Source organism: Staphylococcus sp. SM3655 (genome assembly GCF_016917315.1).
GTDB lineage: Bacteria > Bacillota > Bacilli > Staphylococcales > Staphylococcaceae > Staphylococcus > Staphylococcus aureus.
The window spans coordinates 2,750,972-2,766,973 of the sequence record NZ_CP070305.1 but is presented as its reverse complement, the minus strand read 5'-3'; the positions used below and the strand labels follow the sequence as shown (position 1 = coordinate 2,766,973).

The 16,002-nt window shown below is 31.7% G+C and carries 16 protein-coding genes; 8 read left to right on the top strand and 8 right to left on the bottom strand.

Annotated features, from left to right (window positions below):
* Window positions 1-176: 176 nt before the first annotated feature.
* On the top strand, window positions 177-1,205 hold the full coding sequence (gene pglS / locus JQN76_RS13620; protein ID WP_000181322.1) for a 6-phosphogluconolactonase: 1,029 nt from the start codon (window positions 177-179) through the stop codon (window positions 1,203-1,205).
* Window positions 1,206-1,324: 119 nt separating this feature from the next.
* On the opposite strand, the gene JQN76_RS13615 is transcribed toward pglS, so the two are convergent.
* The gene (locus JQN76_RS13615; protein ID WP_001021216.1) at window positions 1,325-2,704 is read right to left on the bottom strand and encodes an aldehyde dehydrogenase; all 1,380 of its coding nucleotides are present in this window, start codon (window positions 2,702-2,704) and stop codon (window positions 1,325-1,327) included.
* 51 nt (window positions 2,705-2,755) lie between these two features.
* Here JQN76_RS13615 and JQN76_RS13610 point away from each other — a divergent pair, with 51 nt between their 5' ends.
* Window positions 2,756-2,929 (top strand): hypothetical protein, encoded by a 174-nt coding sequence (locus JQN76_RS13610; protein WP_001790680.1) that lies wholly within the window; start codon window positions 2,756-2,758, stop codon window positions 2,927-2,929.
* A gap of 194 nt (window positions 2,930-3,123) precedes the next feature.
* Here the strand turns inward: JQN76_RS13610 and JQN76_RS13605 are convergent, their stop codons facing one another.
* Together JQN76_RS13605 and JQN76_RS13600 are read right to left on the bottom strand one after the other, a co-directional pair.
* Window positions 3,124-4,053, bottom strand: coding sequence for a manganese-dependent inorganic pyrophosphatase (locus tag JQN76_RS13605; RefSeq protein ID WP_001836818.1), 930 nt, complete (start codon window positions 4,051-4,053; stop codon window positions 3,124-3,126).
* Window positions 4,054-4,105: 52 nt separating this feature from the next.
* On the bottom strand, window positions 4,106-4,666 hold the full coding sequence (locus tag JQN76_RS13600; RefSeq protein WP_000149686.1) for a cysteine hydrolase family protein: 561 nt from the start codon (window positions 4,664-4,666) through the stop codon (window positions 4,106-4,108).
* A gap of 371 nt (window positions 4,667-5,037) precedes the next feature.
* Between JQN76_RS13600 and JQN76_RS13595 the strand changes: the two genes are divergently transcribed.
* Window positions 5,038-6,135 (top strand): glycosyl hydrolase family 28-related protein, encoded by a 1,098-nt coding sequence (locus JQN76_RS13595; RefSeq protein ID WP_000275706.1) that lies wholly within the window; start codon window positions 5,038-5,040, stop codon window positions 6,133-6,135.
* A gap of 204 nt (window positions 6,136-6,339) precedes the next feature.
* Entirely contained in the window at window positions 6,340-7,902 is a 1,563-nt protein-coding gene (locus JQN76_RS13590) for an SLC13 family permease (protein WP_000323164.1), read from the top strand.
* A 10-nt stretch (window positions 7,903-7,912) separates the two neighbouring features.
* On the opposite strand, the gene JQN76_RS13585 is transcribed toward JQN76_RS13590, so the two are convergent.
* The 3 genes from JQN76_RS13585 to JQN76_RS13575 form a co-directional block, all read right to left on the bottom strand.
* Entirely contained in the window at window positions 7,913-8,020 is a 108-nt protein-coding gene (locus JQN76_RS13585; RefSeq protein ID WP_001802312.1) for a hypothetical protein, read from the bottom strand.
* Between the two features lie 71 nt (window positions 8,021-8,091).
* The gene (locus JQN76_RS13580) at window positions 8,092-8,886 is read right to left on the bottom strand and encodes a prephenate dehydratase (RefSeq protein WP_001177828.1); all 795 of its coding nucleotides are present in this window, start codon (window positions 8,884-8,886) and stop codon (window positions 8,092-8,094) included.
* Between the two features lie 19 nt (window positions 8,887-8,905).
* Window positions 8,906-9,982: a nitric oxide synthase oxygenase gene (locus JQN76_RS13575; protein ID WP_001836814.1), complete on the bottom strand. Its 1,077-nt coding sequence runs from the start codon at window positions 9,980-9,982 to the stop codon at window positions 8,906-8,908.
* A gap of 183 nt (window positions 9,983-10,165) precedes the next feature.
* Between JQN76_RS13575 and JQN76_RS13570 the strand changes: the two genes are divergently transcribed.
* The 4 genes from JQN76_RS13570 to JQN76_RS13555 all read left to right on the top strand — a co-directional run bounded on the left by JQN76_RS13570 (window position 10,166) and on the right by JQN76_RS13555 (window position 13,476).
* Window positions 10,166-11,635 (top strand): nicotinate phosphoribosyltransferase, encoded by a 1,470-nt coding sequence (locus JQN76_RS13570; RefSeq protein WP_000284433.1) that lies wholly within the window; start codon window positions 10,166-10,168, stop codon window positions 11,633-11,635.
* Window positions 11,628-12,449: an NAD(+) synthase gene (gene nadE, locus JQN76_RS13565; RefSeq protein WP_001836816.1), complete on the top strand. Its 822-nt coding sequence runs from the start codon at window positions 11,628-11,630 to the stop codon at window positions 12,447-12,449. Before JQN76_RS13570 ends, nadE begins: the two co-directional genes overlap by 8 nt.
* 270 nt (window positions 12,450-12,719) lie before the next feature.
* Window positions 12,720-13,322, top strand: coding sequence for a DUF2179 domain-containing protein (locus tag JQN76_RS13560; RefSeq protein ID WP_000011542.1), 603 nt, complete (start codon window positions 12,720-12,722; stop codon window positions 13,320-13,322).
* Entirely contained in the window at window positions 13,303-13,476 is a 174-nt protein-coding gene (locus JQN76_RS13555; RefSeq protein ID WP_000669861.1) for an NETI motif-containing protein, read from the top strand. Before JQN76_RS13560 ends, JQN76_RS13555 begins: the two co-directional genes overlap by 20 nt.
* 291 nt (window positions 13,477-13,767) lie before the next feature.
* On the opposite strand, the gene JQN76_RS13550 is transcribed toward JQN76_RS13555, so the two are convergent.
* Both JQN76_RS13550 and scpA read right to left on the bottom strand, forming a co-directional pair.
* Window positions 13,768-14,094 (bottom strand): staphostatin A, encoded by a 327-nt coding sequence (locus JQN76_RS13550; protein ID WP_000434934.1) that lies wholly within the window; start codon window positions 14,092-14,094, stop codon window positions 13,768-13,770.
* 30 nt (window positions 14,095-14,124) lie between these two features.
* A complete protein-coding gene (gene scpA, locus JQN76_RS13545; protein WP_000827750.1) occupies window positions 14,125-15,291 on the bottom strand; it encodes a cysteine protease staphopain A in 1,167 nt (388 codons plus the stop codon).
* Window positions 15,292-16,002: the final 711 nt, after the last annotated feature.

The following is a 16,002-nucleotide window of genomic DNA, read 5'->3' as shown; positions in this document are numbered from 1 at the left end:
AATGCTCGTGTAAGTAAAAAAGAGGGATTAATTAAAATCGAATAATGACATATCACAGCAAATAGTTCTTTTAAAGTAGTTAAATAGTTTTAGCTTTAAGGAAATGATAAATGATTGTTAATTCTAGCTAAAATTTAATAAAATGAAAATAAGACTAACATGGAGGGGTAAAAGTAATGACAAATGGATATATTGGTTCTTACACTAAAAAGAATGGTAAAGGGATTTATCGTTTTGAATTAAACGAAAATCAGTCACGTATTGATTTATTAGAAACAGGATTTGAATTAGAAGCGTCTACATATTTGGTGCGTAATAATGAAGTTTTATATGGAATCAACAAAGAAGGAGAACAATGCGGTGTTGCAAGTTTGAAAATTGATGACAATGGTGAATTGCATTTATTAAATAAATGTTTGTCTTCAAAAGCTGGTACAGGTTGTTATGTATCGATTTCAGAAGATAAACGATATTTATTTGAAGCGGTATATGGTGCTGGCATCATACGTATGTATGAATTAAATACGCACACAGGTGAAATTATACGTCTAATTCAAGAACTTGCACATGATTTTCCAACAGGTACACATGAAAGACAAGATCATCCACACGCACATTATATTAATCAAACTCCAGATGGTAAGTACGTTGCAGTAACAGATTTAGGTGCTGATCGTATCGTTACTTATAAATTTGATGACAACGGGTTTGAATTTTATAAAGAATCTTTATTTAAAGATAGTGATGGGACAAGACATATTGAATTTCATGATAATGGAAAATTTGCTTATGTCGTACACGAATTATCAAATACTGTGAGTGTTGCAGAATATAATGACGGTAAATTTGAAGAGCTCGAGCGTCATTTAACAATTCCTGAAAACTTTGATGGAGATACTAAACTTGCAGCAGTGCGTTTATCTCATGATCAACAATTCTTATATGTATCTAATAGAGGGCATGATAGCATTGCAATTTTTAAAGTTCTTGATAATGGTCAACACTTAGAACTAGTAACAATTACTGAAAGTGGTGGTCAATTCCCAAGAGATTTTAATATTGCCTCATCAGATGACCTTTTAGTTTGTGCTCATGAGCAAGGAGATTCAGTTGTAACTGTTTTCGAAAGAAATAAAGAAACAGGTAAAATTACGCTATGTGATAACACTCGTGTAGCATCTGAAGGTGTATGTGTCATATTTTAATCTTTAATTAATCATGATAAAAAGAAAACCATGTTTCCAAAAAATTTATGTATACCTTGAAATTTATTGTGTTCAAGAACATCAAATTATGGAAGCATGGTTTATTTTTGTCTCAAAAATTAATTTTTAAAGAAAGCTTTGATGTATTTAAATTTACCTTTATATGGTGGTAAATGGACACCTGATTCTAATCGTGTAGATTTGAAAATGTAGCTTTTTTCATGTGTAAAAGTGTCGAATGAATATTTACCATGATAGCGTCCCATACCTGAGGCGCCAACACCACCAAATGGTAATTTAGGATTCGCTAGGTGCATCAATGTATCATTAATAGCGCCGCCGCCAAATGATAGCTCGTTTATTACACGTTGTGTAGCATTTTCATCTTCGCTAAATAAATATAAACTCAAAGGTTTTGGTCTTTGGTGAATAAAGGCTATTGCTTCATCCAATGACTGATACGTTAAAATCGGTAAGATAGGACCAAAAATTTCTTCTTGCATAATTGCTGAATCACTTGTAACGTGATCTAACAATGTTGGTTCTATATAACGTTCATCCTCATCACTATGACCACCAAATACAATATTCATTTGTTCACTGTTAAGTAATGAAGTCAGACGATGATAATGTTTAAGGTTTACAATGCGGCCATAATCTGGACTTTGTTGTATATTTTGACCATAAAATTCACGCAACGTTTTTGATAGGGCTGTGATTAAATCATCTTTTACAGATTCGTGTACTAAAATGTAATCTGGTGCAACACATGTTTGGCCGGCATTAGTGAATTTCCCAAAACAAATGCGCTCACTAGCAACTTTAATATTCGCTGTTTCATCAACGATGACTGGAGATTTACCGCCCATTTCTAATGTCACAGGAACTAAATTTTCGCTGGCAGCTTGATAAACGATTTTGCCTACATTTTCACTTCCTGTAAAGAAGACATAGTCAAAAGGTAAGTGAATTAACGTTTGCGTTTCTTCAATTCCTCCCTCAATAACTTCAATGTAATTTGCATCAAATGTTTCATTGATTAATCGTTTAATCACTCGTGCAACATTTGGTGTCAACTCAGATGGTTTAATAATTGCTGTATTACCTGCTGCAATAGCACCGATTAAAGGTTCGAACACTAGTTGAAAAGGATAGTTAAATGGTGCAATGATCAAAACTGTTCCATAAGGTTCTTTTTTGATATAGCTTTTTGTTGGAAATAAATATAAAGGTGTGTCTACATTTTTTGTTTTAGTCCAGTTTTTAAGTTCCTTACGGGCAATTTTGATACTTTTCAAAGTTATGCCAATTTCAGTAGCATAAGCTTCGACTTTATTTTTTCCTAAATCTGTATATAGTGCTTCTAAAATATCGCTCTCGTATGATTTAATAGCTTTGCTTAACTTCTTTAACTGCTCTTTTCTAAAACTAATATCTTTAGTTTGTTGTGTATTGAAAAAAGCTTTACTGTCATAAAATTTTTGCTCAATGATATTCATAATGAAAAGAACCTCCTTATATGATTATTTTGGAAAAAGCGATTAATTGATTTGAATGTTGTGGCCGTTAATTTTAAATGGTCTTTCGAATTATATATGTTGAAAGTTGAAAATAGAGCGATGAATCGTGTACATAATAATATTTATAACTTTAATCATAACGAAAAAGGTAGGAAGAAAACAAAAATTTATACTCAACATCGCAAATATTTTAAGAAAATGTAAAGACAAAAGGGGAATTGTATAGAAATCACTAATCTGTGGGTTAGGGTAGCTAAGGGAATAAAAACTACTATTGAAAAGGGGTTGTAAATTAGTCAAACGTAAATAAAAAACAGTTCATTGAAAGTGAAATAAATTCTACTTTAATGAACTGTTAGTTAAATACAACATGTCTATGATTAGACAGTAATATAGTATTATTTTGTTAATGCTTCAGTGATTTGAGGTACGATTTGTTTTTTTCGAGAAACAACACCAGATAAGAAGGCCATGTCATCTTCTAATTGAACATTGAATGCTTCGCCGACTTTATCTTTTTCAGCACCTACAACTAAAATTTTAGAATCACTATTAATGATGTCAGTAACAACAAGTACAAATAAGTCATATTTTTCTTGTGCACTTACAGCTAACATTTCTTTTTCTAAATCTTCTTTACGATTTAACACTTCGTCAAGGTCAACAGCATTAACTTGTGCAATACGAGTCACATAGTCACCCATAGTAAATGATTTAGCATCCATGTTTAATAAGAATTCAACTGATTTATCAGTTGTTGAAGCACCTGCTTTTAACATATCTAAGCCGTACTTTTGAATATCAACTTTAGCAATATCTTTTAATTCTTCAGCTGCTTTAACATCTTGTTGTGTACATGTTGGTGATTTGAAAAGTAAGCTATCTGAGATAATTGCTGATAACATTAAACCGGCAATTTCAGGTTTAATTTCAAAGCCACGTTCTCTAAACATTTTGTATAAAATTGTAGCTGTACAACCAACTGGTTCAGCACGATAACATAAAGGACCAGCAGTTTCGAAATTTGCAATTCTGTGATGATCAATTACATGCTTAATTGTAGCAGAGGCAATCGTATCAGAACTTTGTTGGAATTCGTTATGATCAACTAAGATAACATCTTGACCATCTAAATCATCCGTTAATAATTCCGGAGCAGGTACATTAAATGTATCTAACGCGAATTGAGTTTCTGCACTCATATCACCTAAACGGTATGCTTTGGCTCCTGAATTACCTCTAAGTTGTTCAAATTCTGCCATAATAATCGCAGATGAAATTGCATCAGTGTCTGGATTCTTATGTCCGAAAATATATGTTTTAGCCATTGTCAAATATCTCCCTTGTAAATTGTATTCTTTATAATTATTTTAGCACGATTTAAACGTGTTGTTCTACCTCTGCACCTAATGAGTTTTTGAAATGTGCAAGTGCCCATTCATGCCCTTTTTGATTAAATGAAGCCACTCCCTCAGCAGGTACTGAAATTTTATAACCTAAGTTGTATGCAGAAATTGCTGTATGTAACACGCAAATATCGGTACATACACCAACGATTTCGACTTGATTAATACTTCTTTCTCTCAATAAACTATCAAGCGGGGTACCAAAGAACGAATCATAGCGCGTTTTATCAATGAAATGTACATTAGGTTGCGCTTTAATTGTTTCGTATAATTTACCTACTTTACCGTATAATTCTCTACCACTTGTATCTACGATATTGTGTGGTGGGAATAATTTACTTTCAGGATGATGAATGTCATGTAAATAATGTAAATCCATTAAAAAGAATATATGGTCTTGATAATAATTAAAGTCATTGATACGAGAAACAATAAAATCTTCAATATTTTGTCCAGGTTTACCGCATGTTAGTAAGCCGTCGTCTGCGATAAAGTCATATGAATAGTCAACAACTAATAGTGCGCGATGTGTCATTCAACATCTCTCCTATATAATAATAAAATAAACTCCCATCTATTCATAAATGCTAGAGTAATTTTTAACCCTAATGGTTAATATATAAATATAGATTAAGTATATAGATTAATCAACTTTTTTGGAAGAGCAAATCACGCAATCAACAAATAATATAAGAAGTTTTTGCGATAGTTTTAAAATAGCTGTAATAGAATACTAAATGTGACAAACTTAGAACTAATATCAAGTGTTGATGTTTTGAATATAAAAATGCTAATAGATGGCATCACGAGATTTATGACTATCTGTTAAATCAACCTAACACGATTATAATTTGAATAATTGGTTAATATATGAGTAATTAGAAAATAGACAAAGGATGACGATTTATGTATATCAATATGAAAGATTATGGGTTAACAGGCATAAACAAAACTAAAGATACTCGAGCAATACAACATGCGTTAAATCGTGGAAGATGTAAACCAACGACAGTTTATATACCGAAAGGGACGTATGATATTTGCAAACCATTAACGATATATGGCAATACAACACTTTTGTTGGATAATGAAACTATTTTACGCCGATGTCATTCTGGTCCTTTATTAAAAAATGGTCATCGCTTTGGTTTTTATCGTGGTTATAATGGACACAGTCATATTCATATTAAAGGCGGCAAGTTTGATATGAATGGCGTATCGTATCCTTATAACAATACAGCTATGTGCATTGGGCATGCTGAAGATATTCAATTAATAGGTGTGACTATTAAGAATGTAGTGAGTGGTCATGCAATTGATGCTTGCGGGATTAATGGACTCTATATTAAAAGCTGTTCATTTGAAGGATTTATAGACTATAGTGGCGAACGCTTTTATTCTGAAGCAATACAATTAGACATTCAAGTACCTGGTGCTTTTCCAAAATTCGGAACGACAGATGGTACGATAACGAAAAATGTCGTTATCGAAGATTGTTATTTTGGACCTTCAGAATTGCCCGAAATGGGAAGTTGGAATCGTGCTATTGGCTCACATGCAAGTAGACATAATCGTTACTATGAGAATATTCATATTAGAAATAATATATTTGAAGATATACAAGGTTATGCATTAACTCCCTTGAAGTATAAAGATGCTTTCATTATTAATAATAAGTTTATTAACTGTGAGGGTGGTATTAGATATTTAGGAGTTAGAGATGGTAAAAATGCAGCAGATGTGATGACAGGAAAAGACTTAGGTTCCCAAGCAGGCATAAATATGAATATAATTGGAAATGAATTTAAAGGATCAATGTCTAAAGATGCGATACATGTACGTAATTATAATAATGTTAAACATAAAGATGTATTAATCGTTGGGAATTCATTCAATAATTCGACTCAATCAATTCATTTAGAAGATATTGATACAGTGTTTTTAAGTCCTGTTGAAGCGGGTATTCAAGTTACTACAATCAATGTAGATGAAATAAAAAAGTAAAAAGTTTCGCATGACATTAGGATTAAGAATAGCAGATAATTTTTGAAAGCGCATTCATAAAACGGTATAAATATGCTATAATAAACCCAATTATCTGATAAAAGGGGTATTTTGACGGTAATGATAATACAAGATAGACAACTTTCTATACTCTAATATAGTGAGTTGAAGTAGCTTGTCATAATCATCATGAGGGGGAAATTTATGGCTTATTTCAATCAACATCAATCAATGATATCGAAAAGGTATTTAACATTCTTTTCAAAATCAAAGAAAAAGAAACCGTTTAGTGCGGGACAACTTATTGGACTAATATTAGGTCCATTACTTTTCCTATTAACATTATTATTCTTTCATCCACAAGACTTACCTTGGAAAGGCGTCTATGTTTTAGCGATTACTTTATGGATTGCGACTTGGTGGATTACTGAAGCAATTCCTATTGCAGCAACGAGCTTATTACCAATTGTGTTATTACCATTAGGTCATATACTTACACCAGAACAAGTATCATCCGAATATGGCAATGATATTATCTTTTTGTTTTTAGGTGGATTTATTTTGGCAATTGCAATGGAAAGATGGAATTTACATACGAGGGTAGCGTTGACAATTATTAATTTGATTGGTGCAAGCACTTCAAAAATATTACTTGGATTCATGGTGGCAACAGGATTCTTATCTATGTTTGTATCGAACACTGCAGCTGTAATGATTATGATTCCGATTGGTTTAGCAATTATTAAGGAAGCACATGATTTACAAGAAGCCAATACGAATCAAACAAGTATTCAAAAGTTTGAAAAATCTCTAGTTTTAGCAATTGGCTATGCAGGTACGATTGGTGGCTTGGGTACATTAATCGGAACCCCGCCATTAATTATTTTAAAAGGACAATATATGCAACATTTTGGACATGAAATTAGTTTTGCTAAATGGATGATTGTAGGGATTCCAACGGTCATTGTTTTGTTAGGTATTACTTGGCTCTATTTAAGATATGTTGCGTTTAGACATGATTTGAAATATTTACCTGGTGGTCAGACGTTAATTAAACAAAAGTTAGACGAGCTTGGCAAAATGAAGTATGAAGAAAAGGTAGTACAAACTATCTTTGTACTTGCCAGCTTATTATGGATTACAAGAGAGTTTCTTCTGAAAAAATGGGAAGTTACGTCATCCGTTGCAGATGGTACGATTGCTATTTTTATATCAATATTATTATTTGTTATTCCAGCTAAAAATACTGAAAAACATCGCCGTATCATTGACTGGGAAGTTGCAAAAGAGCTCCCTTGGGGTGTATTAATTTTATTTGGTGGCGGTTTAGCATTAGCGAAAGGTATTTCTGAAAGTGGTTTAGCAAAATGGTTAGGCGAACAGTTGAAATCATTAAATGGTGTTAGTCCGATTCTTATTGTAATTGTCATAACAATCTTTGTCTTATTTTTAACTGAAGTGACATCTAATACTGCAACTGCAACGATGATTTTACCGATTTTAGCAACGTTGTCTGTTGCTGTTGGAGTGCATCCATTACTACTTATGGCACCTGCAGCTATGGCGGCTAACTGTGCATACATGTTACCAGTAGGGACACCACCGAATGCAATTATCTTTGGTTCAGGTAAAATATCTATCAAACAAATGGCATCAGTAGGATTCTGGGTAAACTTAATCAGTGCAATAATTATTATTTTAGTCGTGTATTATGTAATGCCTATAGTTTTAGGTATTGATATAAATCAACCACTGCCATTGAAATAGTAATTGCAGATTAGAACGAAAAATAAAAGGTTACATTAGCAATTGCTTGAACGAGTGGTAACGAAACGTATACCGCAGCATCGTGTAAAAACAATACAAACAAAAGAAAGTCAACCAAGGATGGATTCCTATTTTAATCCTTGGTTGACTCTTTATTTTATTTAAATTGTAGAACCTAGAAAATAAAGTTTAATTAAAAGCACCAATCATTTCTACTTTGAAATCTAAGGTTTCTAAAATAGCAATGACTTTCTTTATATCGGTTGTAATTGCAGAATCAGCCTGAACGAAAAATCGATACATACCTAATTGTGTTTTTAAAGGACGAGACTCAATCCAGGATAAATTAATATTAAACAAAGCAAATGTATTAAGCACACTTGCTAACAGCCCAGGTTTATCATGCATTGGTGTAATTAAAAACATCAATGATGTCGCATTTTGATCAAATTGCTGCTGATTTTTTATAACTAAAAAACGTGTCACGTTATGTGGATAGTCTTCAATATGTGTATCAATAGGTGTAAAACCATAAGCTTCGCCACTACCTAAAGGTGCAATTGCTGCAACGCCATTTTCAATTTTAGTCAAACTTTGAATTGTACTGTCGACATAATCATAGTCAAATTGATGTTGATGTATGTAATTTGTTGTTTGACTGATTGCTGGTGCAATAGAATACACTTTTTTAATATCAGAAATGGAATCTGTTCCATTACCATATAATGCAAAGTTAATATCTAAACGTATTTCACCGTGTGCAAAGACATCTTGCTGTGCAAGTGCATCTGCCACAATGTTGATTGTTCCTTCTATAGAATTTTCAATAGGGACAACACCAATCGATGTGTCATCATCTGCAACTGCCTTGATGACTTCAAATAAATTTGACTTTGGTTGAAAAGTTGCTTCATTTTCAGAAAAATACTGACGACAAGCCAAATATGAAAATGTACCTTTAGGGCCTAAATAATATAATTGCATATGCTACACCTCTACTAACTTAATGATGGAAAGGGCACTGGTTAGCATTTGATTCTTTCTTTTTATAGAAAAAGTTTGGATCTTTTACTGTATTGTCATATCCGTGATGATAATTTGACGTCAATGTTGGAGATAATGGCGGTGCTAGCCAAGACCATTTTCCGGTAACTTGACGACCTTGTTGTGCTTCGTTACGTTCGAATAGTTCGAATTGCTTTGCAGCGGTCAAATGATCGACAATTGATACGCCTTCTTTTTTAAAGGAATGATACACAGCATAGTTCAATTCAACAAGTGCTCGATCTTTATTAAATGAATTATTTTTAAGTGTATCAAATTCAAACGCATCTGCAATTTTTTCTAGTAAATTGTAACGGTAATCATCAATAAAGTTACGTACGCCAATTTCAGTTACCATATACCAACCGTTAAAGGGTGCAGTTGGATATACAATGCCACCGATTTTTAAGTCCATATTGGAAATGATAGGGACTGCATACCATTTTAAGTTCAATTTTCTTAATTTTGGATAATGATTATGTTCAATAGGTACTTCTTTAATTAATGAAGTAGGATATTCGTAAAATTTAACTGACTCATTAGGTAATTGGTAAATCAGTGGTAACACGTCAAAATTAGTACCTTTTCCTTTCCAACCTAAGTGATTTGCTAAGCGTGTAACTTCTTTTTCAGCAGGATCACCACAATTGTCATAGCCAGCATAGCGAATTAATTGATTGTTGAAAATTTTAGGTCCATCCTTTGGAGCATATATAGTAATATACGGCTTTAATTTACCTTCATTTGTAGCCTGTGTAATATGATAAGTAATTGATGATAAGAACGATGCTTCGTCAGTAACATCTCTTGCATCAATGACATTTAACGAATCCCAAAATAAACGACCAATGCAACGATTTGAATTACGCCAAGCCATTTTAGCACCATAAATAAGTTCTTCTTCTGTATGTGTATATGTCCCAGTTTCTTTTATTTCTAGTTCAATGTCATGTAAACGTTTATTGATAATTTGCGTTTCATAATGACACTCTTTATACATGTTTTCTATGAAAGCTTGAGCCTCTTTAAATAACATTAACAACACCTCGCTTTATATTATAGTCTACATTATTAAAATACTCTTAAAAATTATGTATATGTCATTAAATTGTTGGTTGATTTTAATTAAAAGTATGGAAATTAAGGGGCTCTTATGTATATAAAAAAATGAATTATGATAAAATGTAAGAAAATATTTAGGTCGATTGGAGAGATACAAGTGTACCAATTAGAAGACGACAGTTTAATGTTACATAATGACTTATATCAAATAAATATGGCTGAAAGTTATTGGAATGATAATATTCATGAAAAAATGGCTGTATTTGATTTGTATTTTAGAAAAATGCCATTTAATAGTGGCTATGCTGTTTTTAATGGTTTAAAACGCGTCATTGATTTTATAGAACATTTTGGATTTTCAGAATCTGATTTGGAATATTTAAAGTCTATTGGCTACAAGGATGATTTCTTATCATATTTAAAAGATTTAAAATTCACAGGAAGCATCCGTTCGATGCAAGAAGGCGAGTTATGCTTTGGTAACGAACCATTGTTACGCGTAGAAGCACCATTGATTCAAGCGCAATTAATAGAAACAATTTTATTAAACATTGTAAATTTCCATACACTAATTACAACAAAGGCTAGCAGAATTCGTCAAATTGCATCAAATGATAAATTAATGGAGTTTGGTACACGTCGTGCGCAAGAAATTGATGCAGCATTGTGGGGCGCTAGAGCTGCTTACATCGGGGGCTTTGATTCTACAAGTAATGTTAGGGCAGGGAAATTATTTGGTATACCTGTGTCTGGTACACATGCACATGCATTTGTCCAAACTTATGGAGACGAATATGTTGCCTTCAAAAAATATGCTGAAAGACATAAAAATTGTGTGTTCCTAGTAGATACATTCCATACTTTAAAATCTGGCGTGCCAAATGCAATAAAAGTTGCAAAAGAATTAGGTGACAAAATTAACTTTGTAGGTATTCGATTAGATTCTGGAGATATCGCTTATTTATCTAAAGAGGCAAGACGTATGCTTGATGAAGCAGGATTTACTGAAACTAAAATTATCGCGTCTAATGATTTGGATGAAGAAACGATTACGAGTTTGAAAGCACAAGGTGCAAAAGTAGATTCTTGGGGCGTTGGTACAAAGCTGATTACAGGATACGATCAACCAGCATTAGGTGCAGTATATAAACTTGTAGCTATTGAAAATGAAGATGGTTCATATAGTGATCGTATTAAATTATCAAATAACGCTGAAAAGGTTACGACGCCAGGTAAGAAAAATGTATATCGCATTATAAACAAGAAAACAGGTAAAGCAGAAGGCGATTATATTACTTTGGAAAATGAAAATCCATACGATGAACAACCTTTAAAATTATTCCATCCAGTGCATACTTATAAAATGAAATTTATAAAATCTTTCGAAGCCATTGATTTGCATCATAATATTTATGAAAATGGTAAATTAGTATATCAAATGCCAACAGAAGATGAATCACGTGAATATTTAGCACAAGGATTACAATCTATTTGGGATGAAAATAAGCGTTTCCTTAATCCACAAGAATATCCAGTCGATTTAAGCAAGGCATGTTGGGATAATAAACATAAACGTATTTTTGAAGTTGCGGAACACGTTAAGGAGATGGAAGAAGATAATGAGTAAATTACAAGACGTTATTGTACAAAAAATGAAAGTGAAAAAGCGTATCGATAGTGCTGAAGAAATTATGGAATTAAAGCAATTTATAAAAAATTATGTACAATCACATTCATTTATAAAATCTTTAGTGTTAGGTATTTCAGGAGGACAAGATTCTACATTAGTTGGAAAATTAGTACAAATGTCTGTTAACGAATTACGTGAAGAAGGCATTGATTGTACGTTTATTGCAGTTAAATTACCTTATGGAGTTCAAAAAGATGCTGATGAAGTTGACCAAGCTTTGCGATTCATTGAACCAGATGAAATAGTAACAGTCAATATTAAGCCTGCAGTTGATCAAAGTGTGCAATCATTAAAAGAAGCCGGTATTGTTCTTACAGATTTCCAAAAAGGAAATGAAAAAGCGCGTGAACGTATGAAAGTACAATTTTCAATTGCTTCAAACCGACAAGGTATTGTAGTAGGAACAGATCATTCAGCTGAAAATATAACTGGTTTTTATACGAAGTACGGTGATGGTGCTGCAGATATCGCACCTATATTTGGTTTGAATAAACGACAAGGTCGTCAATTATTAGCGTATCTTGGTGCGCCAAAGGAATTATATGAAAAAACGCCAACTGCTGATTTAGAAGATGATAAACCACAGCTTCCAGATGAAGATGCATTAGGTGTAACTTATGAGGCGATTGATAATTATTTAGAAGGTAAGCCAGTTACGCCAGAAGAACAAAAAGTAATTGAAAATCATTATATACGAAATGCACACAAACGTGAACTTGCATATACAAGATACACGTGGCCAAAATCCTAATTTAATTTTTTCTTCTAACGTGTGACATAAATTAAATATGAGTTAGAATTAATAACATTAAACCACATTCAGCTAGACTACTTCAGTGTATAAATTGAAAGTGTATGAACTAAAGTAAGTATGTTCATTTGAGAATAAATTTTTATTTATGACAAATTCGCTATTTATTTATGAGAGTTTTCGTACTATATTATATTAATATGCATTCATTAAGGTTAGTTTGAAGCAGTTTGGTATTTAAAGTGTAATTGAAAGAGAGTGGGGCGCCTTATGTCATTCGTAACAGAAAATCCATGGTTAATGGTACTAACTATATTTATCATTAACGTTTGTTATGTAACGTTTTTAACGATGCGAACAATTTTAACGTTGAAAGGTTATCGTTATATTGCTGCATCAGTTAGTTTTTTAGAAGTATTAGTTTATATCGTTGGTTTAGGTTTGGTTATGTCTAATTTAGACCATATTCAAAATATTATTGCCTACGCATTTGGTTTTTCAATAGGTATCATTGTTGGTATGAAAATAGAAGAAAAACTGGCATTAGGTTATACAGTTGTAAATGTAACTTCAGCAGAATATGAGTTAGATTTACCGAATGAACTTCGAAATTTAGGATATGGCGTTACGCACTATGCTGCGTTTGGTAGAGATGGTAGTCGTATGGTGATGCAAATTTTAACACCAAGAAAATATGAACGTAAATTGATGGATACGATAAAAAATTTAGATCCGAAAGCATTTATCATTGCGTATGAACCTCGAAACATACATGGTGGATTCTGGACTAAAGGCATTCGTCGTAGAAAGCTTAAAGATTATGAACCAGAAGAACTGGAAAGTGTAGTAGAACATGAAATTCAAAGTAAATGAGAACGAAACAATTGCTGATTGTTTGTCACGAATGAAAATGCAAGGGTATATGCCGGTAAAACGTATTGAAAAACCCGTGTTTCAAGAGCAAAAAGATGGCACGGTTGAAGTATCACATCAAGAAATCATTTTTGTAGGTAAGAAAATCCAATAACATAATCCAATTTAAATAAAGACTATTTGAAGAGGAAAGGCTATTCAAAGTTTGAGTAATTTTACTTTGAATAGCCTATTTGTTTATACATGCAAGATGCTCGATCCATATTGTATGAGAAATCCCCAGCAAGCTATATAAAGCATATGCTGGGGGTTCTTAATATTTTAAAAATTATTGTTAGATTATATATATCGTCGCTTTTTCTAAAACAATCTCATCGCATGAAATTTTTTCTTCCTAGAGACCTTTAATAAGATTAATAGTTTACTTAATCATATCTAGATAGTCTTATGACTTTTGCTTAATGAAAGTCATTCTAGGAGAAGTTCCCAAAGCTTCTGTGTTCATAATTGTTAGTAGTATTTTATTATCATTTGGTATAAATATTTCAATAACAATTGAGCTATTATTTTTATTATATAATGTGAGTTGTTTGTGTTCTGTATTTATATATTTGCAAATGTAATCAGAATCGTCTGAGGTACTGAGAATAAATTTTAAAGGACTATCATTTAAATCTTGAGGATGCCATTCTCCCTCAATAATATTAAGATAATACTTAGCCTCTGAATTACATTTGAATTTATCAATACTAAATAATTCAATTTGTTCCATAATATTATTTACCTTTCTAAAATACAAATTTTAATAACCATAAATAGATGAATACCATCGATAATGGTCGCCATTGGATACTGGAATAACATTGTTTTTAGCATCTTGAGTCATAAAACCATTATCCCATGGATTCCATATAATTATAACCTCTTGTCCATTATCTAATTTAGCGTTCCCAACAACTGCCATGGCATGCCCTGCGTGCATACCATTTCTTGATTCTACTCTACTACCTAAAACAGCAATTCCTTTATTATTTTTAGTAAGATTGTCAACTTCATTATATGTAGTCATTCTATTAAGAAGTTGTGGGCTTCTTCCCTGAGTTTGTCCAAAATAAATCATCTCTCTTGGCGTTAAACCAGTAAATTGGAATCGTTGTCCTTGTAAGTTTGGGTGTAAAAATCTCATCACAGCTTCTGCATGATATTTGTTAGTATTATAAGTCGCATTTAGTAATGCAGACATTGTATAGCCTGCACACCAACCATTGTTACCTTGAGTTTCTCTTATCTTGAAATTCTCAAGTTTATTTACATATTGCTCGTTGTAAGTATAATTATTACTTTTAAATTGACTAGTTGGCATAGTGACAGAAGCTTTTTGCTTTAGTTGCGTTACATTATTGCCAGTAGGTATACTCTCAGTCTTTTTTAACTTTTTATCTTCTAGACGTGGTGTTTTTAGTACTAGTTTAGCTTTATGATTTTGAGTAACCACATAGTAACCTTTTGAGTTTGTCAAAATAGTAATTTGTTGATCTTTATATTGATTTAAGACTTTAGATAAAAATGGAGAAACATTGATTGTGTATTTAGAAGATGAACTAGAATACTTAGTGATTTTTGGTGAAATTGTAACTATATAATCGATATTACCTTCAGTGTTCAAAACTGGAAAATAATAATTACCATCACTCTTTTTGTTGAATTTATAAATTTTAAAAGGTTCACCAAGTGTATACGAGGCTTTCTCTTTATTATAGATTTTATCAAGTGAAGTAACATAAGAAAGATAGTCTTTTTGCGCTAAATTACGTACGTCAGTAGGAACACTCTTGTCCTCGACATTAACTTGCACATGCTTCTTATCTTTTGCTTTGATATTTGAATTGCTCTCAGCGTTTGCAATAGGGGTAACACTTAAAGAAAATATTAAACTTAAAGCTATTAATTTTGGAAAGTTTCTTTTCATATAAAAACTCCTTTATTTTATTATAAAATAATTATATTAAATTTAGTTAAGAGTTTCAATATAAATTTTTAATCTATGTTTAAAAAATATTTAATTTTTACACATTATCAGTTTATGTAATAATTTAGTAGCTTATTTACTAAATTGCAAACATCACATTCAATAATTAATATGATCGAAAGTTTCATGAAAATATATTAGTCGATTTTGAGAGAAGCGTAGTCAATTTATGTCTTTCTATAAAAATTTACTATTAAAAAAATCTCTGCGTATTTTTCTATAATCAGTTTCGTATTTATACGATTCTGGAGTTCAATATTAATGTCTTATATTTAAAATGCCACACCTATGCAATAGAATATATATTCTTTTTGTGAGTAGAAAATTTGTTATATTAGAAGCGAATAATTTTAAAACATATTATGAAATGTAAGAAGAAATATTATGAAACTAGGAAAAGTAGATTGTTGAAAATTCCATACAATAGGAGAAGTAAAGTGAATAAATTCTGGTATTACTAAAGCTATTGATTGTCCTAATTGTAATAAAAAGTTGGATAGTGTAGTTGAGGGGAGAAAAACTAAAATGCAAAAATATATTCTTAATGGATCATTATAAATACCAATTAGATTAAAGTATTGCGAACATTTACAATTAGAAATCAGTATTAATCTGCCATAGATAATTGTATTAATGTAAAAAATAAAATAG

Excerpts from the sequence above, each read along its gene's own strand:
- JQN76_RS13590 (WP_000323164.1), top strand. The coding sequence starts at position 6,340 with ATGGCTTATTTCAATCAACATCAATCAATGATATCGAAAAGGTATTTA.
- JQN76_RS13575 (WP_001836814.1), bottom strand. The coding sequence starts at position 9,982 with ATGTTATTTAAAGAGGCTCAAGCTTTCATAGAAAACATGTATAAAGAG.
- JQN76_RS13595 (WP_000275706.1), top strand. The coding sequence starts at position 5,038 with ATGTATATCAATATGAAAGATTATGGGTTAACAGGCATAAACAAAACT.
- JQN76_RS13605 (WP_001836818.1), bottom strand. The coding sequence starts at position 4,053 with ATGGCTAAAACATATATTTTCGGACATAAGAATCCAGACACTGATGCA.
- JQN76_RS13560 (WP_000011542.1), top strand. The coding sequence starts at position 12,720 with ATGTCATTCGTAACAGAAAATCCATGGTTAATGGTACTAACTATATTT.
- JQN76_RS13600 (WP_000149686.1), bottom strand. The coding sequence starts at position 4,666 with ATGACACATCGCGCACTATTAGTTGTTGACTATTCATATGACTTTATC.
- scpA (WP_000827750.1), bottom strand. The coding sequence starts at position 15,291 with ATGAAAAGAAACTTTCCAAAATTAATAGCTTTAAGTTTAATATTTTCT.
- pglS (WP_000181322.1), top strand. The coding sequence starts at position 177 with ATGACAAATGGATATATTGGTTCTTACACTAAAAAGAATGGTAAAGGG.
- JQN76_RS13555 (WP_000669861.1), top strand. The coding sequence starts at position 13,303 with ATGAAATTCAAAGTAAATGAGAACGAAACAATTGCTGATTGTTTGTCA.
- JQN76_RS13550 (WP_000434934.1), bottom strand. The coding sequence starts at position 14,094 with ATGGAACAAATTGAATTATTTAGTATTGATAAATTCAAATGTAATTCA.
- JQN76_RS13615 (WP_001021216.1), bottom strand. The coding sequence starts at position 2,704 with ATGAATATCATTGAGCAAAAATTTTATGACAGTAAAGCTTTTTTCAAT.
- nadE (WP_001836816.1), top strand. The coding sequence starts at position 11,628 with ATGAGTAAATTACAAGACGTTATTGTACAAAAAATGAAAGTGAAAAAG.
- JQN76_RS13580 (WP_001177828.1), bottom strand. The coding sequence starts at position 8,886 with ATGCAATTATATTATTTAGGCCCTAAAGGTACATTTTCATATTTGGCT.